Genomic DNA, 26463 nt, shown 5'->3' on the forward strand with positions numbered 1-26463 from the left:
TGGACAGGCAAGGACAGGCGGCGTTCCGTAATCGCTGCCGCCCGTATGGCGCTTGAAATCGCGAGTATAGGGGCGCACTGGTCGTCTGCACAGCAACTGGCCAGCATTCTGGTAAACTGCCGGCCGTTTTCAATCGAGCAATTGCTGTGACTGCCACCTCTCTTCTGCACCGCGTGCCGGCATGAGTCATGCCGTCGCACGGCTGCGCGCCGAACGCCTGGCACGCAGCAACAAACCCTTCGTCGCACGCGGCTCACGTGCCGAGCGTTGCCCGGGCTGCCGGGTCATCGCCACGCATTGCCTGTGTGACTGGAAGCCCAGTGTCAGTGCCGAGTCGGGCATCTGCCTGTTGATGCACGATACCGAGCCGCTCAAGCCAACCAACACCGGCTGGCTCATCGCTGACCTGATCGAAGACACATCAGCCTTCGGCTGGCTGCGAACCTCGGTGGACGAAGGCTTGCTGGCGTTGCTCGATGACCCGCAATGGCAGCCGTACATCGTGTTCCCGGGTGAATTCGTGGCGCCGGAGCGCGTCGTGACGGACGTGGTGCGCTCGCCTGAGAAGCGGCCATTGTTCATCCTGCTCGACGCCACCTGGACCGAGGCGCGCAAGATGTTCCGCAAAAGTCCGTACCTGGAGCGTTTTCCGGTGCTCAGCCTGCAGCCCGAGCAGATGTCGCGCTACCGCCTGCGCCGCTCGCGGCGCGATGACCACTTCTGCACGGCGGAAGTAGCCGCCATGTGCCTGGACCTGGCTGGGGACCACCTCGCCTCACAGGCACTGGATGCCTATCTGGACGTCTTCAGCTTGCACTACCTCAGTGGCAAGCGTCGCCTGCCTCTGGATGAGCAGGATGCTGTTCACCAGCGCCTGCATACCTTCCTATAGTCCAAGGGGCAGCCTACCGGCTTTGGTTCATAATGGCCGGCATGCCGCCGAGGCGGGTTGAACGACTGGCAGGCTGGCTTGACCTTTGCCGTTGCCGCTCGGCATCCTTGGCGCCGATTCCCGCCAACGTGCCCGTGTCGACGGGCCCTTGGTACAGAACAGGATCCTTAGATCGATGGCCACATATGAAATCCTGATTGCCGATGACCACCCGCTGTTTCGCGGTGCACTGCGCCAGGCCGTAACCCTGGGCATGGGCCCGGACGTGCGCCTGGTGGAAGTGGCAAGTATCGCCGAGCTGGAAAACCGCCTGAGCGAGAAGGCAGACTGGGACCTGGTGCTGCTGGACCTGAACATGCCGGGTGCCTATGGTTTTTCCGGATTGGTCCTGCTGCGCGGGCAGTACCCGCAGATACCGGTGGTGATGGTTTCGGCGCAGGAGGAGGCTGCGGTCGTGGTCAAGTCCCGCGAGTTCGGCGCCAGCGGGTTCATTCCCAAATCGAGCACCCTTGAAGTGATTCAGGATGCGGTGCGCAAAGTGCTCGATGGCGACGTGTGGTGGCCACCGCAGGCGTTCGAGAAGGTCGATGTGCCTGCCGAAGCGAAGGCTGCCAGCGAAGGCCTCGCTAGCCTCACGCCGCAGCAGTTTCGGGTGCTGACCATGGTCTGCGAGGGCTTGCTTAACAAGCAGATCGCCTACGAGCTGAGTGTGTCCGAAGCTACCATCAAGGCCCATGTGACGGCCATTTTCCGCAAACTGGGCGTGCGCACGCGCACCCAGGCCGCTTTGTTGCTGCAACAACTTGAATCGGTTGCAAGCACCTGACTGTACGTGGCTTCACGCTTTTTTGACCCTTGCCAGCCTAGTCTGCCGGCCTTTTTGTAGCTAAGCGAACCTCATGACGCCATCACCTTTCAAGGGCCAGACTGGCCTGAAACGAATCCTCAACGCCGCAGGCTATTCCCTGGACGGGCTGCGCGCCGCCTTCAAGGGCGAGGCTGCGTTCCGCCAGCTGGTGCTGCTCAACGTCGTGCTGGTGCCTGTTGCATTCTGGTTGCCGGTAAGCCGTGCGGAGCGGGCGATCATGATCGCGGTGTGCCTGCTTGGACTGATCGTCGAGCTGTTCAATTCGGCGGTGGAGGCGGCGATCGATCGCATTTCTCTCGAACGCCACCCGTTGTCGAAGAACGCCAAGGACATGGGCAGCGCTGCCCAGCTGGTGTCGTTGTGCATGGTGGCGATCGTGTGGGGCGTGATCCTGCTGTAGAGCGGCACCGTGGGGCGCAGCGCCTGGACGGCTCAGGCGATGGGCGGCAGCACGATCTCGTCGCTGCGCGTGACGCCAGCTGTGAAGTGGCGACAGAGTTCCAGAAACTCGCGCATCGCCGAGGTCTGGTATTTCTGCTTGTGCCAGATGAAGTAGAACTGGCGCATCAAGTCCAGCTCGGGTGTTTCCACTGCCACCAGGCTGCCTCGGCGAAAGGCATCGCGCAAGGCGAGGCGTGAAATGCATCCGATGCCCAGGCCCGATTCCACGGCGCGCTTGATGGCCTCGGTGTGCTCCAGTTCCAGGCGGATGTCCAGCTGTGCGCGGTGGTGCCGCATGGCCTGGTCGAACGTCAGGCGCGTGCCCGAGCCTTGCTCGCGCAGGATCCAGGCCTCACGGGCCAGCGTGGCGATGTCGGCGCGGCCCTGCCTGGCCAATGGATGTTGAGGGGCGCAGAACACCACCAGTTCATCCGCCACCCAAGGCTGCACCTCAAGGTCCGGATGATTGCAATCACCTTCGATCAGACCCAGGTCAATTTCGTGGTGGGCAACTTGCTGCACGATATGCACGGTATTTTGTACGTGCAGCTTCACCTGGCTTTCGGGGTGTCGCTGCATGAAGCTGCCGATCAGCAGGGTTGCCAAATAGTTGCCAATGGTGAGCGTAGCGCCCACGGCGAGGGAGCCGAAGCCTGACTTGCCGTTGAGCAGGTCCTCGATCTCCTTGGCCTGGTCCAGTAACGCCACAGCTTGTGGCAGCAACTGGTGACCCAAGGCATTGAGGCTCAGGCGCTTGCCCGCGCGGTCGAACAGCTGGCAACTGCTCTGGCGCTCAAGCTCGGTGATGGAGGTGCTGGCAGCCGACTGCGACAGCGCGAGCACGCTGGCAGCGCGTGAAACGCTCTGGTGCTGGGCGACGGCCACGAAGACCTGCAGTTGACGTAGTGTGAATCGCATATCGATATAACCGATAACACATATCTTGATAATCCAGTTAACAGATATTGTCGCTGCCCCTAAACTATCGCGCAACTCTGCGCCTCGTGCGCGCTGCGACTTTTTTCAGGAGCCCCATTAGATGAGCAACATGAACCACGAACGTGTCCTCAGTGTGCACCACTGGAACGACACGCTGTTCAGCTTCAAGTGCACCCGTGATCCGGGGCTGCGCTTCGAGAACGGTCAGTTCGTGATGATCGGCCTGCAGCAGGACTCCGGCCGTCCGCTCATGCGCGCCTACTCCATCGCCTCGCCGAACTGGGAGGAGCACCTGGAGTTCTTCAGCATCAAGGTGCCCGACGGCCCGCTGACCTCGCAGCTGCAGCACCTGAAGGAAGGCGATGAGATCATCATCAGCAAGAAGCCTACCGGTACGCTGGTGCTCGACGACCTCAACCCTGGCAAGCACTTGTACCTGCTCAGCACCGGCACTGGCCTGGCGCCGTTCATGAGCGTGATCCAGGACCCTGAAACCTACGAGCGTTTCGAGAAGGTGATCCTGGTCCACGGCGTGCGCTACGTGAACGAAGTGGCCTACCGTGAGTTCATCACCGAGCACTTGCCGCAGAACGAATTCTTCGGCGATGCTGTACGCGAAAAGCTGATCTATTACCCGACCGTTACCCGCGAGCCTTTCGAGAATCAGGGCCGTCTGACCGACCTGATGCGCAGCGGCAAGTTGTTCAGCGACATCGGCCTGCCGCCGATCAACCCGCAGGATGACCGCGCGATGATTTGCGGCAGCCCGAGCATGCTCGATGAGACCAGCGAAGTGCTGGACAGCTTCGGCCTGAAAATCTCCCCACGCATGCGCGAGCCGGGCGATTACCTGATCGAGCGAGCGTTCGTCGAGAAGTAAGGCGCGCTCAGCATGACCAGACGGTCCGTTGACCCCGCGTCAACGGACCGTTTTTTTGCCTGCTTCATCACTCAGGCCGCTATTCGACCCGCGTCTGGCCGCTGTAGACCAGCAGCTGCCTGCAACGTTTGCACAGGTACCGACGGCCTTGCCCTACCAGCGCGTGCCGCTGCGCCGTGAACGCAAACTCGCTTTGCGGGCAGGGGCAGCGGTAGAGGTAGCGGGTCACCACGCGGCGCTTGACGGCGTAGTTGTGACAGCGCGCGGGCGGTAGTTCGTAGACGCCGCGCATGATCAACTGCCACTCCTGCCCGTGGGCCTGGATACCTTCGCCGAAGACCTGGTGTGCGACCAAGTGGGCGACCTCGTGCGCCACGGTCTGGCGCAGGAAGTCTTCGTGGTTCTCGCGGTAGAGCTGCAGGTTGAAACGCAGCTTGTTTTCGTGCAGGTGAGCGACCCCGGCTTTTTGCCCGCGCAGCTTGAAACTGATCTGCGGGCGGGGGAAGGCGCGATCGAAAAACCGTTCAGCTTGCTGATAGCAGGTTTCAACGCGTTGGATGAGCAGTTCGGGCATGGGGCAATGAATCCTCTGGCGACCATTATGCCGCAGCGGCAGTGCGCTCACCCAGCCATTGGTCACACGGCGGGTTATTCGAGCGTGATCGCCCTGAAGTCTTTGTCGGAATGCCTACAGCCCAGCTGGAATTGTGCGTAAAATAGCCGGCTTTTGTCACACCTCGCGGATTCAAGCGCTATGGGCACCCTTTCGGTCAACCAGAACAAATTGCAAAAACGTCTGCGTCGTCTCGCCGGCGAAGCCATCACCGACTACAACATGATCGAGGATGGCGACAAGGTCATGGTCTGCCTGTCCGGCGGCAAGGACAGCTACACCATGCTCGATGTTCTGTTGCACCTGCAGAAGGTGGCGCCGATCTCGTTCCAGATCGTGGCGGTGAACATGGACCAGAAGCAGCCGGGCTTCCCCGAGCACGTGCTGCCGGCCTACCTCAAGGAACTGGGCGTCGAGTACCACATCGTCGAGAAGGACACTTACTCGGTGGTCAAGGAGCTGGTCCCGGAAGGCAAGACCACCTGCTCGCTCTGCTCACGCCTGCGCCGCGGTACCTTGTACACCTTCGCCGATGAAATTGGTGCCACTAAGATGGCGCTAGGCCATCATCGTGACGACATCGTCGAAACATTTTTCCTCAACATGTTCTTCAACGGTGCCCTCAAAGGCATGCCGCCAAAACTGCGTGCCGACGACGGCCGTAACGTGGTGATCCGTCCGCTGGCCTATTGCAGCGAGAAAGATATCCAGGCGTACTCGGACATGAAGGCGTTCCCGATCATCCCCTGCAACCTGTGCGGCTCGCAGGAGAACCTGCAGCGTCAGGTGGTCAAGGACATGCTGGTCGAATGGGAGCGCAAGCACCCAGGTCGTACCGAAAGCATCTTCCGCGCCCTGCAGAATGTTGCGCCGTCGCAGTTGGCCGACCGTAATCTCTTCGATTTCACCAGCCTGACGATCGATGAAAACGCCACCCCGCGTTTTCTTGACGTGGTGAACATCTGACTCATGCGTGATTATCAGTGGTTGCACGAGTTCTGCCTGAACCGCTTCGGCTCTGCCCGCGCCTTGGAGGCGGCCTTGCCGCACCCCCGTAGCCCGGAGCAGCTAAGGGCGACCAGCGCTGATCGCTACTTGTCGACCCTTGCCCTGCGTGTATTTCGCGCCGGGCTCAAGCACAGCCTGGTGGACGCCAAGTGGCCGGCCTTCGAGCAGGTGTTCTTCGGCTTCGACCCGGAAAAGGTCGTGCTGATGAGTGCCGAGCACCTTGAGCGGCTGATGCAGGACACCCGCATCATCCGGCACCTGGGCAAGCTCAAGAGCGTGCCGCGCAACGCCCAGATGGTGCTGGACATCGAAAAACAGTGGGGCAGCTTCGGCGACTTCATCGCCGATTGGCCAGTCACCGATATCGTGGGTTTGTGGAAATACCTGACCAAGCACGGCAACCAGTTGGGCGGTTTGTCCGCGCCACGTTTCCTGCGCATGGTCGGCAAGGACACCTTCGTGCCTACCGACGATATGTCGGCAGCGCTGATCGCTCAGAAGGTCATCGATAAGAAGCCCACCAGCCAGCGCGACCTGGCCCTGGTGCAGGACGCCTTCAACCAGTGGCAAGAACAAAGCGGCCGGCCGTTGTGCCAGCTGTCGGTGATGCTGGCCCACACCGTCAATCACTGAGCCGACGGGGCGGGCCCGCCCCCATCAGTTGCCTTCGCCGGCCAGGCGCCTTTGGTACTGGAACTTCCAGCGCACATACAGCAGCGCAGCCGTGAACAGCCCCAGGCTGAGCAACAGCTCAAGCCAGCCAGACAGCGCCCGGGCAGGATCGAACGCTGCCACCACCCCCTTGATGAAGTAGATGTTGACCACGAAACAGGCCCAGGCATGAGCCCGGGCGCTGGCGCTTAACATGCCTGGCAATACCAGCAGCAGTGGCAGCAGTTCGATGGCCAGGATCACGCTCACCCGCGCGCCATGCAGGTTGGCGAACCACAGGTTGTTAACCACCAGCAGCGCGATCAACCCCAGCACGAAGGCCAAGCTCAGCGCCCGCGTCACCCGCACCCGGGGTGCCAGCCATGCTTGCGCAGGCAGCGGTTTTCGCGCCTTAGCCACGCGTGGTCTCCAAAGCTTTGGCCGTGGTCGCCAGGCGTTGCCCCAAGGCGCGGCACAGGGCGATTTCGTGCTCATCGAGGTCACGCTTGCCGTCGGCGCCGGCGTGGTGGCTTGCCCCGTAAGGTGTGCCGCCGCCACGGGTCTCGATCAGGGCTGACTCGCTGTAGGGCAGGCCCAGTACCAACATGCCGTGGTGCAGCAAGGGCAGCATCATCGACAGCAGGGTGCTCTCCTGGCCACCGTGCAAGCTCGCGGTGGAGGTGAACACACCGGCGGGCTTGCCCACCAGCTCGCCGCCCAGCCACAAGGGGCTGGTACCGTCCAGAAAGTATTTGAGCGCAGCGGCCATGTTGCCGAAGCGGGTAGGGCTGCCCAGGGCCAGCCCCGAGCAGTGGCGCAGGTCGTCGAGGGTGGCGTAGGGTGCGCCACTGGTCGGCACGTCGGGCGCGACCGCCTCGCATTCGCTGGACACTGCCGGTACGGTGCGCAGGCGTGCTTCCATGCCGCCCAGCTCGATGCCACGGGCGATGTGCCGGGCCATCTCGCTGGTCGAGCCATGGCGGCTGTAGTAAAGCACCAGGATGTAAGGTTCGCTCACGGCAGGATCTCCAGGATTTTTTCGGGTGGGCGGCCGATCACGGCCTTGTCGCCGGCTACCAGAATTGGCCGCTCGATCAGCTTGGGATGGGTCGCCATGGCGTCGATCAGCTGGGCGTCGCTGAGTGTCGGGTCGGCCAGGTTCAGTTGAGCGTAGTCGTCCTCGCCCGTACGCAACAGTTGACGGGGCGGCATGCCCAGCTTGTCCAACAGCGCCTTGAGCGTGGCCACATCGGGGGGTGTTTCCAGGTAGCGCACCACGGTAGGCGCCAGGCCGCGGGCCTCGAGCAGATCCAGCGCGCCGCGGGATTTGGAGCAGCGCGGGTTATGATAGAGCGTCAGGTCAGTCATGTGGGGTCGCATCCGGCAAGGTGTGACCGGTATTCTAACCGCAGCGACTGTCCCATTTGCTCTAAAACTCGAGAAGGATTGACCCATGGCAAGGCGTCTGGCAGCAGTAATGGCCATCACCGCGAGCCTGTTGCTTGGTGGCTGCGGTGCCGATTATGGCGTGGACCAGCATGGCAACACGGTAAAGGCCGAACACCTGGATGGGCACTGGCTGGTGCTCAACTACTGGGCGGAGTGGTGCGGGCCCTGCCGCACCGAAATTCCCGAGCTCAATGCCGCTGCCAAGCAATGGGCCGCTGACGGCATCAAGGTGGTGGGGGTGAATTTCGATGGCCTGCAAGGCGCGGACCTCAAGCAGGCGGCCGACACGCTGGGCATCGGTTTCACCGTGCTGGCCCAGGACCCCGCCGAGCGCTACGACCTGCCCCGCAGCGAAGCGCTGCCGGTGACCTACATCATCGATGACAAGGGCAAGGTGCGTGAGCAGTTGCTCGGTGAGCAGACGCTCGAAGGCTTGAAGGCCAAAATCAAGGCTCTGAAACAGGGCTGACACTGGCACGGGCGGTGCGAACGGGGCCTGACCTGTCACGCCAGGCCAGGCCCCATGGGTAACGGGCTGCCTGATCAGCCCTCTTCAGGCCACAGGCGCAGCGGCTTGCCGTCGGTTGGCCACAAGCGCAGTTGCTGATCGGGCGCCAAGTCCCAGCGCGTCACCTTGCCAAGGGCCTGCAGGAAGCGTTTTTCCTGTTCCATCAAGGCCGGTGCACACAGCTTGCGGGTGCTGCCGACGCTGCCAAAACTCAAGCGCCCGCCGTCGAGGGTGTAGGCCGCGAACCAGTGATTGCAGCCTGCATTGCCGTAGGCGCGCCCGTCGCTGCCCAGGGTCATGCTCAAGTGGCTGTCGTCGAGCAGGGGGCGCTCCCCGATCCACTCCAGTACGTAGCTGCGGTCTTGCTGCAGGTCCGAAGGGGCTGTCGCGCAGCCAAGCAGGCCGGTGACGATCAGTGCGCTGGTGAGCAGGTGTTTCATTGTGCAGGCTCCTGGCAACGGGGGCAGAGGTGCCGGGCGTCCTGGCTTGCCCAGCCCAGTTCGGCGATGCGGGCGTTGGCTGCAGGCTGACGCGCTGCTTTGCCCAGCTTGGCATCGACCGCAAATTCGAAATCCAGTACCGCATCGCAGCTGTCGCACGCCACTTGCCAGGCCAGAATCTCCAGTTCGTGGAAGACCGGCCCGTTGGCCACGGCAACCCACTGTCCAAGCGGGTTGATCAGGTGCCGGACGCTGTCCACGGTCAGGCGCATGGTCAAGTCCTTGCTGCCCTTGAGGGTGACCAGCAGGGTATCGCCCTTGTGCATCGAGCCGCCGTTGCCTGTGACCTGGTAGCGACCAGGCACCAGGGCGCGGCATTCGATCAGCGTGTGCTGCGGGTTGAAGAGGGTGTAACGAAAATCGTGTTCGACCATGGGTCCTCCCTAAATGCCGCGTATCCTAGCATTAACCGGTCACCAGGTTCTGCGCCCTGCCTGCCGCCCAGCAGGCAATGTTCTCGAGGGTCGTCTGGGCAATGGCCTGCAAGGCCTCGTGGGTGAGGAAGGCTTGATGGGCAGTCACGATCACATTGGGGAATGTCAGCAGGCGCGCCAGCACATCGTCCTGCAGGGGCAGGTCCGAACGGTCTTCGAAGAACACTTTGGCTTCTTCTTCGTAGACGTCCAGGCCCAGGTAGCCCAGCTGGCCGCTCTTGAGCGCATCGAGCAATGCCGGCGTATCGACCAGCGCCCCGCGCCCGGTATTGATGAGCATGGCGCCAGGTTGCAGGTGCGCCAGGCTCTGCGCATCGATCAGGTGCCGGGTGCCTGGCGTCAACGGGCAGTGCAGGCTGATGATGCGTGCCTGGCCCAGCAACGCTGGCAAACTCATGTAGCGCACGCCCAAGGCCTCAAGCTGCGGGTCGGGGCAGGGGTCGTAAGCCAGCAGTTGGCAGCCGAAGCCAGCCATGATGCGCGCGAAGGCCGCGCCGATCTGGCCGGTGCCGACCACCCCGACGGTCTTGCCATGCAAGTCGAAACCGGTCAGGCCGTGCAAGGTGAAGTCGCCTTCCCGTGTGCGGTTGTAGGCCCGATGCAAGCGCCGATTGAGCGCCAGTATCAGCGCCACGGCGTGCTCGGCCACGGCTTGGGGCGAGTAGGCCGGCACGCGCACCACGTCTATCCCCAGTCGCTTGGCCGCAGCCAGGTCGACATGGTTGTACCCCGCCGAACGCAACGCCACCAGGCGCGTACCACCGCGCGCCAGGCATTGCAGCACCGTCGCGTCGAGCTCGTCGTTGATGAAGGGGCAGACCACATCAAAGCCCTGGGCCAGCGGCGCGGTATCGGCTGTAAGTCGGGCGGACTGAAAGTGCAGTGCCACGCCGCCGCCTAGGGCGGCCTGGGTGAAACTCTCCTGGTCATAGTGCTGACTGCTGAAGAGCAGGGCGCGCATGGTGGCTCCTTGTGCATGGGCACTGGTCGGTGGAAAGGGCGGGTGCCTTCAAATACTCAGCCTGGCCTCGGCTGCCAGCCGGCTGATCGCGTTGTCCAGTTCATCGAGCGCCTCCCCAGCCAAGGGGCTGTCCTGTTTGAGCAGGGTTTCGCTGCGTTGGCAGGCGGCACGTAGTTGAGGTACACCGCAGTAGCGAGAAGCGCCGTTGAGCCGGTGCACCTGCTCGATGAGCGTATGACGGTCATGCGCTTCACGCGCACCCAGAATGGCGGCGCGGTCATCTTCCAGCGAGGCCAGCAGCATGCTCAGCATGTCGGCGGCCAGATCGGCTTTGCCTGCCGCCAGGCGCAGGCCTTCGTCATGGTCAAGCACCTTCAACTCGTCAGGCCCGGTGGGCAGGCCCGACGGCATCTGCGGCGACGGGCCAAGGCTCAGGCCGGTCCACTTCATCACCACCTGTGCCAGCTGCCGCTCGCTGATCGGCTTGGTCAGGTAGTCGTCCATGCCGCCATGGAGCAAGGCGCGTTTTTCATTGGCCATTGCGTGGGCGGTCAGCGCAACGATCGGCAACGGGTTGCCGCTCTGGGTGTTTTCCCAGAGGCGAATCTGTTCGGTACAGGCGCGTCCGTCCATGCCAGGCATCTGCACGTCCATCAGTACCAGGTCGAACGGTTCGCTCTGCACGGCCTGTACCGCCGCGTAACCATTGTCGACAGCCGTCACCCGGGCGCCCAGGTCTTCCAGCAAGGTCTGCACCAGCAAGAGATTGGCCGCATTGTCATCCACGCACAGCACCTTTGGCTGGCGCTGCTGGCCCGCCATGGCGCTGACCTCGCCCTGCAACCGGCGGGGCTGGACCATTTCCAGCAGCAGGCGGCGCAGCTTGCGTGTGCAGGATGGCTTGGACAACAGCTGACCGTGGCCATTGGACAGGTAAGGGTGATAGAGCGCCTGTTCGGTGGTGGGGCACAGCACCACGCACTGGCAATGATGCCGCTCCAGGTGCTGGTAGTACTGGCCCAGTTGTTCGGGCGCCAGGGAGCCCACGTTGGCACCCAGCACGGCGAAGTCGAACGGCTGCCCCGCCTGGCTGGCAGCTTGCACCGCCTGCACCAGTTGCTCGTAGGAGGTAAAGACACAGACGCTCAGGCCGCAGTCCTGCAATTGGTGCTCCAGAGCCTGTCGCGCCAGTTCGTGGCCATCGACGATGGCGGCGCGACGCCCGAGCAAGGGCTGCAAAGGGAGCTCCTCGGCATCGTCGTGCGCCTTGGGCAGGTTCAAGCTGATCCAGAATTGCGAGCCCTCGCCAGGGGTACTGTCGACGCCGATCTCGCCACCCATCTGCTCGATCAGGCGCTTGGAGATCACCAGCCCCAGGCCAGTGCCACCTGGCTGGCGGGCCAGGGAGTTGTCAGCTTGGCTGAAGGCCTGGAACAGCGTACGTACGTCTTGAGGCGACAGGCCGATGCCGGTGTCCTGGACACTGATGCGCAACTGGGCGCTGTCCTCGTGCTCGTCCTCGAGCATGGCACGCACGACGATGGTGCCTTCGCGGGTGAACTTGATCGCGTTGCTGACCAGGTTGGTGAGGATCTGCTTGAGCCGCAGCGGGTCACCGATCAGCGAGGAGGGCGTATCGCGGTAGATCAGGCACAGCAGCTCAAGCTGCTTGGCATGGGCCGCCGGCGCCAGGATGGTCAAGGTGTCCTGGATCAGGTCGCGCAGGTTGAAGGGGATGCTGTCGAGCACCAGCTTGCCCGCCTCGATCTTGGAGAAATCGAGAATCTCGTTGATGATCCCGAGCAAGTTGTCAGCTGACTTCTCGATGGTGTTCAGGTAGTCCACCTGGCGTGGCATCAGCTCGCTTTTCTGCAGCAGGTGGGTAAAGCCCAGAATGCCGTTGAGCGGCGTGCGGATTTCATGGCTCATGTTGGCCAGAAATTCCGACTTGATCCGACTGGCTTCCAGGGCCTCCTTGCGGGCCATGTCCAGCTCGATGTTCTGGATCTCGATGGTTTCAAGGTTTTGCCGGACGTCTTCGGTGGCCTGGTCGATGCTGTGCTGCAGCTCTTCGTGGGCACTGTGCAGGGTCTCGGCCATGCGGTTGATGCCGTGGGCCAGTTCGTCCAGCTCGTGACTGCCCATGGCCGGCAGGCGTTCCTCCAGGTGGCCGTCCTTGAGCTGGTTGACGGCATGCTTGATGCGCTCGATCGGGGTGTTGATGGCACGGCTCATGCGCAGGGCCAGCAGCCCGCTGACCACCAAACAGGCCAGGATCAGGAGCAGCGTGGTGAAGAGGTTGCGGTAGCCGCGCAGCAAGGTGCCGTCATGGGACAGTTCGATTTCCACCCAGCCCAGCAAGCGTTCGGCTTCGGCAGGCACGGCGTCGGTGGCCAGGTCGCGGTGGTGGCCGAACACCGGCATCAGGTAGCGAGTGGCATCGTTGCCACTGCGTTGTAGCAACTGGGTGCCGCTGCCGCCGCTGGGCGGTTGGTTGAGCATGCTCGGGCCGGCATGGGCCAGCCGACTACGGTCCGGTGTCAGGAAGGCGACGGCGCGTACGTCGGCCTGTTCGAGGGTCTGCGCGGCAATGCGCTCCAGTTGTGCAGGCGCCTTGCGGGCCATGGCCGGGGCTGCCAGCGGCGCCAGCTGCTCGGCCAGCATCTTGCCCCGTTGCAGCAATTGCTTGCGCAGGTCGCTCTGTTGCAGCCAGGTGAAATAGCTGCCCAGTACCAAGGCCATCAATCCGGCTGGCAGCAGCGCCAGCAACAGCACACGGCTGCGAATTCCCAAACGGTCGAGCACACTCGCCTCCTGTCAATGTGCCTGGATGCCGCCTTGCAAGGCGGCCAAGCGGGGACGTTACTCCGCCTCGCCAGCCATTGCACGAGTTAACTCCGTGCGCATGGGCAGCCTGCGCATTGGCATGGGTCTACAGGGCCTGCGCAGTGCGTGGGCAAGGCATTGCACAGGCTTTATAGCTTGCAGCTATATGCACCTCAGATTGCGTGATATGGCGAAGCAGGGTTTGCCGGTATGATGGTCGCCCCTGCCGTCCGGATTGTGAAAGACACCATGACCTTGCAGTATCCAACCATCGCCGATTGCGTCGGCAATACGCCCCTGGTTCGCCTGCAGCGCCTGGCTGGCCAGACCAGCAATACCTTGCTGCTCAAGCTCGAGGGCAACAATCCTGCCGGCTCGGTCAAGGATCGCCCCGCGCTGTCGATGATCGCCCGTGCAGAATCGCGCGGTCAGATCAAACCCGGCGATACGCTGATCGAAGCCACCTCCGGCAACACCGGCATCGCCTTGGCCATGGCGGCGGCAATCAAGGGTTACAAGATGATCCTGATCATGCCCGACAACTCCACGGCCGAACGCAAGGCGGCGATGGCAGCCTACGGCGCCGAGCTGATCCTGGTGACCAAGGAAGAGGGCATGGAAGGGGCCCGCGACCTGGCCCAGCAGCTGGAAGCCGATGGCCGTGGCGTGGTGCTCGACCAGTTCGCCAACGGTGACAACCCGATTGCGCACTACACCAGTACCGGCCCGGAAATCTGGCAGCAGACCCAGGGACGCGTTACCCACTTCATCAGTTCGATGGGCACTACCGGGACCATCATGGGGTGCTCGCAGTACCTCAAGGAGCAGAACCCTGCGGTGCAGATCGTCGGCTTGCAGCCGATGGAAGGCGCGGCCATTCCGGGTATTCGCCGCTGGCCCCAGGAATACCTGCCAAAAATCTTCGACGCAGCCCGGGTCGATCGCATCGTCGACATGTCCCAGGACGAGGCCGAGCAGACCATGCGCAGGCTTGCTCGTGAAGAGGGCATTTTCTGCGGCGTGTCTTCCGGTGGTGCAGTCGCCGCCATGCTGCGCCTGTCCCGGGAGGTGGAAAATGCCACGTTGGTGGCCATCATCTGCGACCGCGGCGACCGCTACCTGTCCACTGGCCTGTTCGATCCGAGCTAAATGTCCAAGAAGAAAACCAACAGCGGCCTGCGCTTTCAGCCAGCCGGTGGCAATCGTAGTCCCCAGGTTCCCGTGGGCAAGAAGCAACGCCTGGTCGTCGAGCGCCTGTCAGGGGACGGTCGCGGTATTGCCTTCCATGAAGGGCGCACCTGGTTCGTCACCGGCGCCCTGGCAGGCGAGGAGGTCGAGTCGAGGGTGCTCAATGCCCGTGGCAAAGTGGTCGAGGCGCGGCTGGAGCGGGTGCTCCAGGCCAGTCCCGAGCGCCGCGAAGCCCCGTGCAAGTACTACGGCCAGTGCGGGGGGTGCAACCTTCAGCACCTGCCCCACGAGGCCCAGCTAGCGCTCAAACAGCGCACCCTGGCCGAGCAACTGCAACGGGTGGCCGGTGTGCAGCCCGAGCAGTGGGCCGCGCCCTTGACCGGGGCCGCTTTCGGCTACCGTCGTCGCGCCCGTGTGGCCGTGCGCTGGGACCCCAAGACCCGCCAGTTGGCCGTCGGCTTCAGGGCGCAGGCCAGTCAGGACATCGTTGCCATCGATGATTGCCTGGTGCTGGTACAGCCCTTGCAGTCGATCCTGCGTCACTTGCCTACGGTGCTGCGCTCGTTGGTCAAGCCCCAGGCCCTGGGCCATGTGGAACTGTTCAGCGGGACGGCCGAGGCGGTGCTGGTGCGTCATGTCGCGCCGTTGCCGCCCGACGATGTAGCGCGCTTGCAGGCGTTCTGCGCCGAGGCCAACGCGCAGCTGTGGTTGCAGGGTGAAGGCGAGCCGCAGCCGGTGGATGCCACTGGGCGGTTGGGTTTCGTCCTGGCGCCTTGGCAGCTGCAGCTGGACTGGCGCCCCGGCGACTTCGTGCAGGTCAATGCCCAGGTCAATACCGCCATGATCGAGCAGGCCCTGGCCTGGCTCGCTCCGCAGCCCGGAGAGCGGGTACTGGACTTGTTCTGCGGCCTGGGCAATTTTGCCTTGCCGCTGGCACGGCACGCTCGTGAGGTGGTGGCGGTAGAGGGCGTGCAGGCCATGGTCGATCGCGCGGCGGCCAACGCCCGCGGCAACGATGTGCATAACGCGCAGTTTTTTCAGGCCGATTTATCGCAGCCGTTGACGGGCATGGAATGGGCCGCCGAGGGCTTTTCTGCGGTACTCTTGGACCCACCGCGCGACGGTGCATGGGAGGTGGTGCAAGGCATCGCCCGTCTTGGGGCCAAGCGGCTGGTCTATGTATCGTGCAACCCGGCCACGCTGGCGCGAGACGCCCAAGTGCTGGTCGGGCAGGGGTACCGGTTAACAAGGGCCGGGATTCTCGACATGTTTCCTCAAACGGCGCATGTCGAAGCCATGGCGTTATTCGAAGTGGGCTAGCCAGCTGGCCCCTTGGTGCGGCTTCCAGGGAATGGCAGCCGTGCGGTGATTGCCAGTGCACCCGCAGGGTGCGCTGTATGGAAAGGTAAAACAAAGATGGTACAGGTGAGAGTGCACCAGCCGGTCAATACCGACGGCAGTATCAATCTCGAAGCGTGGTTGGACCATGTGGTCAGCGTCGATTCGGCGCTCGACCGCGCAGCGCTCAAAGAGGCCTGCGAGTTTGCCCAGGAAGTCGAGAAGAAGGGCAACCCGGCCAAGCATTCCTGGGCCGATGGTACGTCGAGCTATCAGGCAGGGCTTGAGATCGCCGAGATCCTCGCGGACCTCAAGCTTGACCAGGACTCCCTGGTAGCGGCGGTCATCTACCGCGCTGTGCGAGAAGGCAAGGTCACCCTGGCCGAAGTCAGCCAGCGCTTCGGGCCGGTCGTGTCCAAGCTGATCGATGGCGTGCTGCGCATGGCTGCGATCAGTGCCAGCCTCAGCCCCCGCCAGTCGCTGGTGCTCGGCTCCCAGGCGCAGGTCGAGAACCTGCGCAAGATGCTGGTGGCGATGGTCGACGACGTTCGCGTGGCGTTGATCAAGCTGGCCGAACGCACCTGTGCCATTCGGGCGGTCAAGTCCGCTGACGACGAGAAGCGCCTGCGGGTGGCGCGGGAAGTGTTCGACATCTACGCCCCCCTGGCCCACCGTCTGGGTATCGGGCATATCAAGTGGGAACTGGAAGACCTGTCGTTCCGCTACCTCGAGCCCGAGCAGTACAAGCAGATCGCCAAGCTGTTGCACGAGCGCCGCCTGGACCGTGAACGCTTCATCAGCGATGTCATGAACCAGTTGCAGAACGAACTGCTGGCCACCGGGGTGAAGGCGGACATCAGTGGCCGCGCCAAGCACATCTACTCGATCTGGCGCAAGATGCAGCGCAAGGGCCTGGAATTCAGCCAGATCTACGACGTGCGCGCCGTGCGGGTTCTGGTCCCCGAGATACGCGACTGCTACACCGCCCTGGGTATCGTGCACACCTTGTGGCGTCACATCCCCAAGGAATTCGACGACTACATCGCCAACCCCAAGGAAAACGGCTACCGCTCCCTGCACACGGCTGTGATCGGCCCGGAAGGCAAGGTGCTGGAAGTGCAGATCCGCACCCACGGCATGCACGAGGAAGCGGAGCTTGGCGTCTGTGCCCACTGGCGATACAAGGGCACCGACGTCAAGCCCAGCTCAAACCACTACGAAGAAAAGATTTCCTGGCTGCGCCAGGTACTGGAGTGGCATGAAGAACTGGGCGACATCGGGGGGCTGGCCGAGCAACTGCGGGTCGACATCGAGCCCGACCGGGTGTACGTATTCACCCCGGACGGTCACGCCATCGACCTGCCAAAAGGGGCGACGCCCCTGGACTTCGCCTACCGGGTACACACCGAGATCGGCCACAACTGCCGGGGTGCCAAGATCAACGGGCGCATCGTGCCGCTCAACTACAGCCTGCAGACTGGCGAGCAGGTCGAAATCATCACCAGCAAGCATGGCAACCCGAGCCGTGACTGGCTGAACTCGAACCTGGGCTATGTCACCACCTCGCGCGCGCGGGCCAAGATCGTGCACTGGTTCAAGCTGCAGGCGCGCGACCAGAACGTTGCCGCCGGCAAGACGCTGCTCGAACGCGAGCTCAGCCGGTTGGGCCTGCCGCAGGTCGACTTCGAGCGCCTGGCCGAGAAGACCAACGTCAAGACGGCCGAGGACATGTTTGCGTCCCTGGGGGCTGGGGACCTGCGCCTGGCGCACCTGGTCAACGCGGCGCAACAGCTGCTGGAGCCTGAGCGCATCGAGCAGATCGAACTGGTGCCGCGCAAGCCCAGTGGGCCGCGTGGGGGTAAGCGTGGCGACATCCAGATCCAGGGCGTGGGCAACCTGCTGACGCAGATGGCCGGTTGCTGCCAGCCCTTGCCTGGCGATGCCATCGTCGGCTACATCACTCAGGGGCGCGGGGTGAGCATCCACCGCCAGGATTGCGCCTCGGTGTTGCAGCTGGCCGGCAAAGAGCCAGAGCGCATGATCCAGGTCAGCTGGGGGCCGATACCGGTACAGACCTATCCGGTCGATATCGTCATCCGTGCCTATGACCGCCCCGGTTTGCTGCGCGATGTCTCCCAGGTGCTGCTCAACGAGAAGATCAACGTGCTGGCGGTCAACACCCGCTCGAACAAGGAAGACAACACGGCGCTGATGTCGCTGACCATCGAGATTCCCGGTTTGGACGCCCTTGGGCGCTTGCTGGGGCGTATCTCGCAGTTGCCGAACATCATCGAGACACGGCGTAATCGTACGCCCTGAACCACGTGTGCACGATTTGCGGGTAGACCGCCTCACCTGTGGGGCCGGTTTGCCCGCCAAGCCCGACCGTCAAGGACTTGCCTGAATGACCTACACCCTCCAGGACCTGCTTCACCTCATGGCTCGCTTGCGCGACCCGCACTACGGCTGCCCCTGGGACCTGAAGCAGGACTATGCCAGCATCGTCCCGCACACCCTCGAAGAAGCTTACGAGGTGGCGGACACCATCGAACGCGGCGATTTCGAGGACTTGCAAGGCGAGTTGGGTGATCTGCTGTTCCAGGTGGTCTACTACAGCCAGCTTGCTCGGGAGGAGGGCCGTTTCGCGTTCGACGGCGTGGTGGATGGCATCACCCGCAAGCTTATTCGTCGCCACCCGCATGTCTTTCCGACCGGGGACCTGTATGCGCCGCTGGAGACGCCCAGCCTGAGCGATGCGCAGGTCAAGTCACGCTGGGAAGAAATCAAGGCGCAGGAGCGGGCGCAAAAAAGCCGACCAGAGCAGCTGTCGTTGCTCGACGATGTGCCGACGGCATTGCCTGCCTTGTCCCGGGCGGCCAAACTGCAAAAACGTGCGGCCACCGTCGGTTTCGACTGGCCCGAGGCCTTGCCGGTTGTGGACAAGGTGCGTGAGGAACTCGGCGAAGTGTTGCAGGCCATGGCCGACGGGGACAACGATGCGCTGGAAGACGAAGTAGGCGATTTGCTGTTCGCGGTGGTCAACCTGGCGCGTCACTTGAAACATGACCCTGAAAACGCCTTGCGCCGAGCCAATCGCAAGTTCGAGCGACGTTTTCGCTTTATCGAGCAGGCGTTGCGTGACAGCGGCACTGCCATTGAAGATTGTAACCTTGATGCGCTGGACACCCTTTGGGGTGAAGCCAAGCGTCAGGAAAAGAACCTGCCCAGCTGCGGCTGAGCTGTTGCATAAGTGAGTGAACATTCATGAGCCTTTCCCTTCGCGACCAATTGCTCAAAGCCGGGCTGGTCAACCAGAAACAGGTTTCTCAGGCCAACAAGGCTGAAAAGAAACAGAAGCGCCTGGAGCACAAAGGCCAGGTCGACGTGGACGATACCCAGCAGCGGCTGGCCAAGGAAGCCATGGCTGAAAAGGCCAAGCGTGATCAGGCGCTCAACCGTGAACAGCAGGAAAAAGCCGAAAAGAAGGCACGCGCCGCGCAGATCAAGCAACTGATCGAAGCGACCCGCCTGCCCAAGCTCACGACCGAGGATTACTACAACTTCGTCGACGACAAAAAGGTCAAACGTATCGCGGTCAACGCCCTGATGCGCAGCAAGTTGAGCAATGGTGCGCTGGCGGTGGTGTCCTACGGGGGCGGCTATGAGGTCATTCCCCGCGAGGCTGCCGTCAAGATTCAGGAACGCGACCCGGGCCGGGTATTACTGCTCAATACCCATGTCGAGGAAGCCGATGACGACGATCCGTATGCGGCGTACAAGATCCCTGACGATCTGATGTGGTAACGCTGCAAGGCCCTGTCTGATCGTGAATCGGTTAGGCAGGGCCGCATTGTGTGCGCTGGGCCGCGAGGCGGCCCCTGGCACCACGACGACTATTCACGTCATGGTTTTTCTGAAGATCGCTGTCACTGCGGCGTGCGCTGCTTTTCCAGGTCTTCCAGTTCGACACGGTACTGTTGCGCCTCGTGCTCGTTGTGGAACATCCCGACCAACTGGCCCTGCTGGTGCACATCCCAGATCCGCACGCCTGCGGCCAGGCCTTCGTGGGACATTTTCGATTCGTCGCGTTCGGTCACTTGAACTGTCATCGTTAAACTCCACTTTTTCGGGTTGGGTGCGACAGTCTGTCGCACGCCTTATTTATAGAGTTTGTTAGCAGCCTAAGTAAATAAAACGGTCATGAAACAAGTTTCATGTAGCCATGGCATGCCCTGGCGCGACTGCCTTATGCCCGGCCAAAGAAAAGCCCCGCACAGGGCGGGGCTTTGCGTTGATTACGGCTAAACGCCGACAACCTCGAACGTTAGTTACCTTTGACCGACTTGCCATCGACCGTGCCGTCCTGCAGGACGATCACGTATTCCTTGCCATCGGTTTCCACTTGGCGCAATTGCACCAGCAGGTAGTCCCAGTTCTTGGCAAACCATAGCTCGGTGATGCGCTTGCTCTGGCTTGGATCACGCACACGTTCGACCTTGACGGCATCCACCTGGCCGGTCTTGGTGGTGACTTTTTCGGTGCCCAGCACGCGGAAGTCATAGGTATCGATCTCGTCACCATCGACCACCTGATAAGTCATGCTCTTCTTGCCTGCGGCGACATCGTGCTGCAGCGCCAGTTGATAGGACGACTTGTCGAGCACCCCACGGTTGAGCGGCAGGGTGATGGCATCGCCACGGTCGCTGCCGGTCACTTTCTTGGCAGCCCAATCGAAGTTCAAGTCGACCTTCTTGGCCTTGCCAAGACCGCCGCGCTCGAAGTGGTAACGCTGCGGCAGCAAGGTATCGTTTTCCAGGCGCAACGAGCTTTGCTCGGTCAGGCTGGCGATCATCATTGACGCCTTGAAGTTCAGGTCCCAAGTACCATCGGCATTCTTGACCAGGCTACGTTCGGCGGTGCCGCTCATGGGCAGTTGCTTCCAGTCGGCGGTGTAGCTGGCCGAGAACGGCTTCAGGTCTGCTGCCTGGAGGGGCAGGGCAAGCACGGCAAGAGCCAAGAGCAGGGCGCGACGCATAGTATCTCCTAGGATCGAATCAAATGACCGCTGGCCGACAGGGGCTGGCCATCCAGTAATGCACCTTGTTCGCCAAGACGCAAGCGGCCGTTGGCGAACCAGTGAACAGCCATTGGGTAGATGACGTGTTCCTGTGCGTGAACCCGCTGAGCCAGGCTTTGGACCGTGTCATCGGGTGCCACCGGCACGACAGCCTGTACGACCAACGGGCCCCCATCGAGTTCCTCGGTGACGAAATGGACACTGCACCCATGCTCGGCATCCCCTGCTTCCAGGGCGCGTCGATGGGTGTGCAACCCTTTGTAGCGAGGCAGCAGCGAAGGATGGATGTTGAGCAGGCGACCCTGGTAGTGGCGCACGAAGCCGCCACTGAGGATACGCATGAAACCCGCCAGCACCACCAGGTCCGGGGCGAACCCATCGATACACGCCACCAGGGCCGCATCGAAGGCTTCGCGGCCTTCGAATTCGGTATGGTCGAGTACTGCGGTTTCGATACCGGCAGCGGCTGCGCGCTGCAGGCCGTAGGCATCGGCGCGGTTGGAGATGACCGCGCCGATGCGCACGGAGCTGTCCGGGATGGCGCTGCTGTCGATCAGCGCTTGCAGGTTGCTGCCGGAACCCGACAGCAGTACCACGACATTACAGGGCTTGCTCGGCATCAGTGTGCCTTGAGGTTCTGCAACTCGACCTGAGCAGCGCCCTCTGCGGCCTCGGTGATATGGCCGATGACCCAAGGCTGTTCGCCGGCGTTGCGCAGTTCGCTCAGGGCAGTTTCGACCTGGTCCTGGCCTACGCAGATCACCATGCCCACGCCGCAGTTGAGTACGCGGTGCATTTCATGCTCGTCGACGTTGCCCTTTTCCTGCAGGAAATCGAAGACGGCTGGGCGCTGCCAGCTGGCCACGTCGATGACCGCCTGGGCATTGGCCGGCAATACGCGCGGGATGTTGTCCAGCAGGCCGCCACCGGTGATGTGGGCCATGGCCTTGACTGCGCCAGTGTTCTTGATCAGTTGCAGCAGCGGCTTGACGTAGATGCGCGTTGGCGCCATCAGCAGGTCGGTCAGTGGCTGGCCGTCGAGCTGGGTGCTTTCGACGTCGGTGCCCGAGACTTCGAGGATCTTGCGGATCAACGAGTAACCGTTGGAGTGCGGGCCCGAGGATGGCAGAGCGATGAGCGCATCACCGGTGGCCACGCGCGAGCCGTCGATGATCTCGGCCTTTTCCACTACACCTACGCAGAAGCCCGCCAGGTCGTAGTCCTCACCTTCGTACATGCCCGGCATCTCGGCGGTTTCGCCACCAACCAGCGAGCAGCCCGCCAGTTCGCAACCTGCGCCGATACCGGTGACCACGGTAGCCGCCACGTCCACGTTCAGCTTGCCAGTGGCGTAGTAATCCAGGAAGAACAGCGGTTCGGCGCCGCAAACTACCAGGTCGTTCACGCACATGGCGACCAGGTCCTGGCCGATGCTGTCGTGCTTGTTCAGGTTCAGCGCCAGGCGCAGCTTGGTGCCCACGCCGTCGGTGCCGGAGACCAGCACCGGCTGCTTGTAGCCGGCCGGGATCTCGCAAAGGGCGCCAAAGCCGCCCAGGCCACCCATGACTTCAGGGCGTGCGGTGCGTTTTGCCACGCCCTTGATGCGTTCGACCAGTGCTTCGCCGGCGTCGATGTCTACACCGGCGTCCTTGTAGCTCAGGGAGGGTTGCTTGCTCATTGATCCAGGCCTTTAGGAGGGAGGGATTCGTAAAAACGACCCTGACGGCAAGGGCCGGCAGCCATGCAGCGGCTAACCGTGACATCAGTGGTCTGTGAAGGCGCGCGATTTTATCAGGGTTGCCGGGCAGCGGCCATCCTCCGGCCGACGGGCAGGTGAATTTAGGGCCCTTGCCCCTGCAAGATCGCCAGAAGCCTGGCCTTGCCGGTGCTACCTTTAACCGTGCCGCTTGAGGTGTGAGCGCTGAAGCTTGAAACTCGCCGTTCCAGATCACAAGGACACAACGATGCGCTTCTTCACTACTTGGGTCATGGGATGTCTGGCGTTGATCGCAGGCGCGGCCCAGGCCGAAAACGTCTCCGGCCTCTATCAGGTACGCGAGCCAGTGGCCGGGCAGGGCGCCGAGGCGCGTGCGGCGGCGACCAGCCAGGCCTTCGACACCTTGGTGCTGCGCCTGACCGGCGACTCCAAGGCCGTGCAGAGCCCGGCGCTGGCCGCACTGCGCAAGGACCCGCAACCGATCGTCAACCAGGTGGGCAGCGACGCTGGCCCGCCCGAAACCGTGCGGGTCGAGTTCGACCCCGGTAGCACCGAACGTGCCCTGCGCAAGGCGGGCCTTAGTCTGTGGGGCAGCAATCGCCCGTCGATTCTGGGTTGGTGGCTCGTCGAGAGCGTTGACGGCACCAGCTTGGTAGGGGACGGCCAGCCCAGCGCCCAGCCGTTGCGGCGCGCGGCCCGTCACCGGGGCTTGCCGCTGCGCCTGCCTCTGGCCGATCTGCAAGAGCAATTGGTGGCCGATGCCAAGCATATCGACGCCAAGGACCCGGGGCCGCTGCGTGAAGTCTCCCAGCGCTACGGCGCCGATGCTCTGCTGGCTGTGCACGCCCAGCAGGTCGACGGCAAATGGCAAGGTAAATGGCAATTGTGGCTGGGCGGTGAGCGCGAGCAGGGCAGCGCCGAAGGAGCGGACCCGGCAGCGCTGGCCGACGCCGTGATGCTTGCGGTGAGTACGCGGCTGGCACCGCGTTACGTGACGCGACCCGGGGCCGGTGGCCAAGTGCAGATGCAGGTCCAGGGCATGAACCTGCCGCGCTACGCTGAGCTGGCCCGGGTTCTGGAGTCCTACGGCGCGCAGTTGAAGCGGGTCGACGGCGACGTGCTGACCTATTCGGTCACCGCCAGCCGCGAACAACTACGGGCTCAGCTGGCATTGGCCAAGCTCAGGGAAGTCCCGGCCGAGCAGATACCTGCGCCGCAGGTGACCCCTGGGCCAGTGGGTACATCCCCAGACGAGCCACCAGTGTCGCCTGCGGCTGGTGCCGAAACGTTCGATGGCTTGCGCTTTGGTTGGTAAGAGGGTCGTTCATGACTGACATGCGTCGTTGGATCTGGCTGGGCGTGGCATTGATCGTCATCGCCCTGCTTTATAGCCTGCACAACATTCTCACACCTTTTCTGGTCGGCATTCTGCTGGCGTATCTGGCCGACCCGCTGGTCGATCGCCTGGAGCGCCTGGGGTTGTCACGGACCTGGGGCGTAGTGGTGGTGTTCGGGCTGTTCACGTTGCTGATGCTTGCACTGTTGCTCGTGCTCATCCCCATGCTGGCCAAGCAGTTGGTGCGCCTGTATGCGCTGGCGCCGCAAGTGCTTGACTGGCTCGAACACGTCGCCTTGCCTTGGGTGCAGGGGCGCCTGGGCCTTGCCGACGGGTTCTGGAAATTCGACAAGATCAAGGCGGCCATCGGCGCTCACATGGGGCAGACCACCGATATCGTCAGCATGCTCTTGTCCCAGGCAACGGCCTCCAGCCTGGCGTTGATGGCCTGGGTGGCCAACATGGTGCTGATCCCCGTGGTGGGGTTCTACCTGTTGCGTGACTGGGACTTGATGATGGCCAAGTTGCGCAGCTTGTTGCCGCGGCAGAGCGAGCCGAAAGTCGTCGAGCTGGCCAGCGAGTGCCACGAGGTGCTGGGTGCGTTCGTGCGTGGGCAACTGCTGGTGATGGTCGCGTTGGGCATCATCTACTCGGCAGGCTTGATGCTGGTCGGGCTTGAACTGGGGTTGTTGATCGGCATGCTGGCCGGTCTGGCGGCCATCGTCCCCTACATGGGCTTCATCATTGGCATCGGCGCGGCGCTGGTGGCAGGACTGTTTCAGTTCGGTGGCGATCTGTATCCCATGCTCGGCATCGTTGCGGTCTTCATGGTCGGTCAGGCACTCGAGGGCATGGTGCTGACACCGCTACTGGTAGGCGACCGGATCGGTTTGCACCCTGTGGCGGTGATCTTCGCCATCCTGGCCGGCGGTGAGCTGTTCGGTTTCACGGGCGTGCTGCTCGCGTTGCCGGTGGCGGCGGTCATCATGGTGCTGCTGCGCCACGTGCACGGCTTGTACAAGGAGTCGGACATGTATGCAGGGGATGCTCCAGTCCCAGTCCCCCTCGATCCCCCCGCACCCGATCAGCCGTGACAGGGCGGCAGGTGAGTCTCGGGTTGGCGCTGGGAGAGTGCAACCCATTGATTTTGCTTGGACTCTGCAGCGGCGTCATTGTGCACCCCGCTTGGCAGGTATAGACTTTGCAGATTGTCCACAAAAGGCCCCCTGCGGTCCTGTCGACCGCCCGCGAGCATGAAACCACCGATCCAGTTGCCCCTGGGTGTGCGCCTGCGCGACGACGCCACCTTCATCAACTACTATCCGGGCGCCAATGCCGCTGCGTTGGGGTATGTCGAGCGGCTTTGCGAAGCCGACGCCGGCTGGACCGAGAGCCTCATCTACCTGTGGGGCAAACAAGGCGTGGGCCGCACGCATCTGCTGCAAGCAGCCACCCATCGCTTCCAGCAACGGGGCGAGCCTGCCGTCTACCTGCCCTTGGCGCAGCTGCTCGAACGCGGTACCGGTCTTCTAGACTACCTGGCCCAGTACGAACTGGTGTGCATCGATGACCTGCACGTCATCGCCGGCAAGCCGGACTGGGAGGAGGCCATGTTCCACCTGTTCAATCGCTTGCGCGACAGTGGCCGTCGGCTGCTGCTGGCAGCATCCGCTTCCCCGCGGGAATTGCCGGTGAAGCTGCCTGACCTGAAATCCCGCCTCACCCTTGCCCTGGTGTTCCAGATGCGCGGGCTGTCCGACGAAGACAAGCTACGTGCCTTGCAATTGCGGGCATCCAGGCGCGGCCTGCACCTGACCGACGAAGTGGGTCACTTCATCCTTACCCGCGGCGCGCGCAGCATGAGTGCGCTGTTCGATCTGCTGGAACGGCTCGATCAGGCATCTCTGCAAGCCCAGCGCAAACTCACCATTCCTTTCCTCAAGGAAACCCTGGGCTGGTGACCCCCTGAAAACACAGGGCCAGAGCCATCCCACGGAAAAGTCACATCTTTTTCGATAAAATTTGCAAATGGAACTTATAGTGGGCATAGTTCCACCCCACTAAAGGATTACAGACACGGTTGTGCCCATGCTCAAGCGCTTCGCACCCCTCGTGCCACTCGCACTCGTGACCCTGCTTTTTGGCTGCGCGGCCCAAGGCCCGGTATCCCAGCCCCAGGATCACACCCCGGTCGCCGTACAGCCGGCGATCAAGGCCAAGGCCTCGTCTTCGCCAGTGTTTGGCGAACCCCAGGAAGTGGCTACTGACGATGAACTGGAGGTCTTCTCCAGCAGCAAGCCCTATCAGCTGCCAGTGCTGGCCGACAGCATTCTGGAGCGCGGCATGTCGTTGATCGGCACCCGCTATCGCTTCGGTGGTACCTCGGAGCAGTCCGGCTTCGATTGCAGCGGCTTCATCGGCTACCTGTTCCGCGAAGAGGCAGGCATGACCTTGCCGCGCTCTACCCGCGAGATGATCAACGTCGATGCGCCGAAGGTGGCACGCAACAAACTCAAGCCTGGCGATCTGCTGTTCTTCAGCACCAACGGCCGTGGTCGTGTCAGTCATGCTGGCATCTACCTGGGCGACAACCAGTTCATTCACTCCAGCAGCCGCCGTAGCGGGGGCGTGCGCATCGATAGCCTCGGTGACCGTTACTGGAGCAAGACCTTCCTCGAGGCCAAACGTGCCTTGGCCATGGCGCCGACGCATATCGCGCGCAACTAATGGCAATCTGATGTGTCCTAACCACGGCGTCGCTGCTTTGCAAAAAAGCTCGACGCCGTGCGTATTTACAGAAAGCGTCTAATCTAATTTCTCAACTCTATCCCGCTGCG

General features: G+C 62.7%; 29 protein-coding genes. 16 read left to right on the plus strand and 13 right to left on the minus strand.

What is annotated here, in order from left to right; genetic code table 11:
- The first annotated feature begins 181 nt into the window (after positions 1-181).
- The 3 genes from FH041_RS00525 (at position 182) to FH041_RS00535 (ending at position 2160) form a co-directional block, all read left to right on the plus strand.
- A complete protein-coding gene (locus FH041_RS00525) occupies positions 182-892 on the plus strand; it encodes a tRNA-uridine aminocarboxypropyltransferase (protein WP_059183695.1) in 711 nt (236 codons plus the stop codon).
- Between the two features lie 175 nt (positions 893-1067).
- Positions 1068-1718: a response regulator transcription factor ErdR gene (gene erdR, locus FH041_RS00530; RefSeq protein WP_027913900.1), complete on the plus strand. Its 651-nt coding sequence runs from the start codon at positions 1068-1070 to the stop codon at positions 1716-1718.
- Between the two features lie 73 nt (positions 1719-1791).
- Positions 1792-2160 carry a diacylglycerol kinase gene (locus FH041_RS00535; RefSeq protein WP_027913901.1) on the plus strand — a complete coding sequence of 123 codons (369 nt, stop codon included), beginning with the start codon at positions 1792-1794 and terminating at the stop codon, positions 2158-2160.
- A gap of 32 nt (positions 2161-2192) precedes the next feature.
- Here the strand turns inward: FH041_RS00535 and FH041_RS00540 are convergent, their stop codons facing one another.
- A complete protein-coding gene (locus FH041_RS00540) occupies positions 2193-3119 on the minus strand; it encodes a LysR family transcriptional regulator (RefSeq protein WP_049695540.1) in 927 nt (308 codons plus the stop codon).
- Positions 3120-3240: 121 nt separating this feature from the next.
- On the opposite strand from FH041_RS00540, the gene fpr reads away from it, so the two are divergent.
- Positions 3241-4020 (plus strand): ferredoxin-NADP reductase, encoded by a 780-nt coding sequence (gene fpr / locus FH041_RS00545; protein WP_023534074.1) that lies wholly within the window; start codon positions 3241-3243, stop codon positions 4018-4020.
- Between the two features lie 79 nt (positions 4021-4099).
- On the opposite strand, the gene FH041_RS00550 is transcribed toward fpr, so the two are convergent.
- The gene (locus FH041_RS00550; protein ID WP_027913903.1) at positions 4100-4594 is read right to left on the minus strand and encodes a SprT family zinc-dependent metalloprotease; all 495 of its coding nucleotides are present in this window, start codon (positions 4592-4594) and stop codon (positions 4100-4102) included.
- A 180-nt stretch (positions 4595-4774) separates the two neighbouring features.
- On the opposite strand from FH041_RS00550, the gene ttcA reads away from it, so the two are divergent.
- Positions 4775-5599 carry a tRNA 2-thiocytidine(32) synthetase TtcA gene (gene ttcA, locus FH041_RS00555; protein ID WP_023534071.1) on the plus strand — a complete coding sequence of 275 codons (825 nt, stop codon included), beginning with the start codon at positions 4775-4777 and terminating at the stop codon, positions 5597-5599.
- Positions 5600-5602: 3 nt separating this feature from the next.
- Entirely contained in the window at positions 5603-6274 is a 672-nt protein-coding gene (locus FH041_RS00560) for a DNA-3-methyladenine glycosylase I (protein WP_027913904.1), read from the plus strand.
- Between the two features lie 24 nt (positions 6275-6298).
- Here the strand turns inward: FH041_RS00560 and FH041_RS00565 are convergent, their stop codons facing one another.
- The 3 genes from FH041_RS00565 to arsC are packed head-to-tail and all read right to left on the minus strand — an operon-like array spanning position 6299 to position 7660.
- Positions 6299-6712 (minus strand): DUF2069 domain-containing protein, encoded by a 414-nt coding sequence (locus tag FH041_RS00565; RefSeq protein WP_027913905.1) that lies wholly within the window; start codon positions 6710-6712, stop codon positions 6299-6301.
- Complete coding sequence (wrbA, locus tag FH041_RS00570; RefSeq protein WP_059183696.1) at positions 6705-7310, minus strand: NAD(P)H:quinone oxidoreductase; 606 nt, start codon at positions 7308-7310, stop codon at positions 6705-6707. Before wrbA ends, FH041_RS00565 begins: the two co-directional genes overlap by 8 nt.
- Positions 7307-7660, minus strand: coding sequence for an arsenate reductase (glutaredoxin) (gene arsC, locus FH041_RS00575; protein WP_027913907.1), 354 nt, complete (start codon positions 7658-7660; stop codon positions 7307-7309). Before arsC ends, wrbA begins: the two co-directional genes overlap by 4 nt.
- An 85-nt stretch (positions 7661-7745) precedes the next feature.
- On the opposite strand from arsC, the gene FH041_RS00580 reads away from it, so the two are divergent.
- Positions 7746-8210, plus strand: a complete 465-nt coding sequence (locus FH041_RS00580; RefSeq protein ID WP_027913908.1) for a TlpA disulfide reductase family protein — start codon at positions 7746-7748, stop codon at positions 8208-8210.
- A 74-nt stretch (positions 8211-8284) separates the two neighbouring features.
- Here the strand turns inward: FH041_RS00580 and FH041_RS00585 are convergent, their stop codons facing one another.
- From FH041_RS00585 to FH041_RS00600, 4 genes are read right to left on the minus strand one after another with little or no spacing between them, the layout of a single operon-like run.
- Positions 8285-8689 (minus strand): META domain-containing protein, encoded by a 405-nt coding sequence (locus FH041_RS00585; protein WP_028686873.1) that lies wholly within the window; start codon positions 8687-8689, stop codon positions 8285-8287.
- Positions 8686-9123, minus strand: coding sequence for a hypothetical protein (locus tag FH041_RS00590; RefSeq protein ID WP_059183697.1), 438 nt, complete (start codon positions 9121-9123; stop codon positions 8686-8688). The genes FH041_RS00585 and FH041_RS00590 overlap by 4 nt, the downstream gene beginning before the upstream one ends.
- A gap of 31 nt (positions 9124-9154) precedes the next feature.
- Positions 9155-10144 carry a 2-hydroxyacid dehydrogenase gene (locus FH041_RS00595; protein WP_059183698.1) on the minus strand — a complete coding sequence of 330 codons (990 nt, stop codon included), beginning with the start codon at positions 10142-10144 and terminating at the stop codon, positions 9155-9157.
- A 48-nt stretch (positions 10145-10192) separates the two neighbouring features.
- Positions 10193-12949 (minus strand): response regulator, encoded by a 2757-nt coding sequence (locus FH041_RS00600; protein WP_059183699.1) that lies wholly within the window; start codon positions 12947-12949, stop codon positions 10193-10195.
- Between the two features lie 270 nt (positions 12950-13219).
- Between FH041_RS00600 and cysM the strand changes: the two genes are divergently transcribed.
- From cysM to FH041_RS00625, 5 genes are all read left to right on the plus strand, one after another.
- Entirely contained in the window at positions 13220-14119 is a 900-nt protein-coding gene (cysM, locus tag FH041_RS00605; RefSeq protein WP_027913913.1) for a cysteine synthase CysM, read from the plus strand.
- Positions 14120-15478, plus strand: coding sequence for a 23S rRNA (uracil(1939)-C(5))-methyltransferase RlmD (rlmD, locus tag FH041_RS00610; RefSeq protein WP_059183700.1), 1359 nt, complete (start codon positions 14120-14122; stop codon positions 15476-15478).
- A gap of 96 nt (positions 15479-15574) precedes the next feature.
- On the plus strand, positions 15575-17815 hold the full coding sequence (gene relA / locus FH041_RS00615) for a GTP diphosphokinase (protein WP_027913915.1): 2241 nt from the start codon (positions 15575-15577) through the stop codon (positions 17813-17815).
- An 85-nt stretch (positions 17816-17900) separates the two neighbouring features.
- Positions 17901-18734 carry a nucleoside triphosphate pyrophosphohydrolase gene (gene mazG, locus FH041_RS00620; protein WP_027913916.1) on the plus strand — a complete coding sequence of 278 codons (834 nt, stop codon included), beginning with the start codon at positions 17901-17903 and terminating at the stop codon, positions 18732-18734.
- Between the two features lie 26 nt (positions 18735-18760).
- On the plus strand, positions 18761-19300 hold the full coding sequence (locus FH041_RS00625) for a DUF2058 domain-containing protein (protein WP_023534063.1): 540 nt from the start codon (positions 18761-18763) through the stop codon (positions 19298-19300).
- Between the two features lie 122 nt (positions 19301-19422).
- Here the strand turns inward: FH041_RS00625 and FH041_RS00630 are convergent, their stop codons facing one another.
- From FH041_RS00630 to purM, 4 genes are all read right to left on the minus strand, one after another.
- Positions 19423-19605 (minus strand): hypothetical protein, encoded by a 183-nt coding sequence (locus tag FH041_RS00630; protein ID WP_104926472.1) that lies wholly within the window; start codon positions 19603-19605, stop codon positions 19423-19425.
- A gap of 215 nt (positions 19606-19820) precedes the next feature.
- Positions 19821-20531 carry a DUF3108 domain-containing protein gene (locus tag FH041_RS00635; protein ID WP_028686870.1) on the minus strand — a complete coding sequence of 237 codons (711 nt, stop codon included), beginning with the start codon at positions 20529-20531 and terminating at the stop codon, positions 19821-19823.
- 8 nt (positions 20532-20539) lie between these two features.
- Positions 20540-21193, minus strand: coding sequence for a phosphoribosylglycinamide formyltransferase (purN, locus tag FH041_RS00640; protein WP_104926471.1), 654 nt, complete (start codon positions 21191-21193; stop codon positions 20540-20542).
- Entirely contained in the window at positions 21193-22251 is a 1059-nt protein-coding gene (purM, locus tag FH041_RS00645; protein WP_027913919.1) for a phosphoribosylformylglycinamidine cyclo-ligase, read from the minus strand. The genes purN and purM overlap by 1 nt, the downstream gene beginning before the upstream one ends.
- Before the next feature lie 286 nt (positions 22252-22537).
- Between purM and FH041_RS00650 the strand changes: the two genes are divergently transcribed.
- The 4 genes from FH041_RS00650 (at position 22538) to FH041_RS00665 (ending at position 26353) form a co-directional block, all read left to right on the plus strand.
- Entirely contained in the window at positions 22538-23605 is a 1068-nt protein-coding gene (locus FH041_RS00650) for a DUF2066 domain-containing protein (protein ID WP_049695541.1), read from the plus strand.
- An 11-nt stretch (positions 23606-23616) separates the two neighbouring features.
- Positions 23617-24720: an AI-2E family transporter gene (locus FH041_RS00655; RefSeq protein WP_042139556.1), complete on the plus strand. Its 1104-nt coding sequence runs from the start codon at positions 23617-23619 to the stop codon at positions 24718-24720.
- Positions 24721-24879: 159 nt separating this feature from the next.
- Positions 24880-25587, plus strand: a complete 708-nt coding sequence (gene hda, locus FH041_RS00660) for a DnaA regulatory inactivator Hda (RefSeq protein ID WP_027913921.1) — start codon at positions 24880-24882, stop codon at positions 25585-25587.
- Between the two features lie 127 nt (positions 25588-25714).
- Positions 25715-26353: a C40 family peptidase gene (locus tag FH041_RS00665; RefSeq protein WP_028686867.1), complete on the plus strand. Its 639-nt coding sequence runs from the start codon at positions 25715-25717 to the stop codon at positions 26351-26353.
- Positions 26354-26463 lie beyond the last annotated feature (110 nt).

Origin of the sequence: Pseudomonas sp. SWI7, from assembly GCF_006351945.1 — a bacterium.
GTDB classification, from domain to species: Bacteria; Pseudomonadota; Gammaproteobacteria; order Pseudomonadales; family Pseudomonadaceae; genus Aquipseudomonas; species Aquipseudomonas fulva.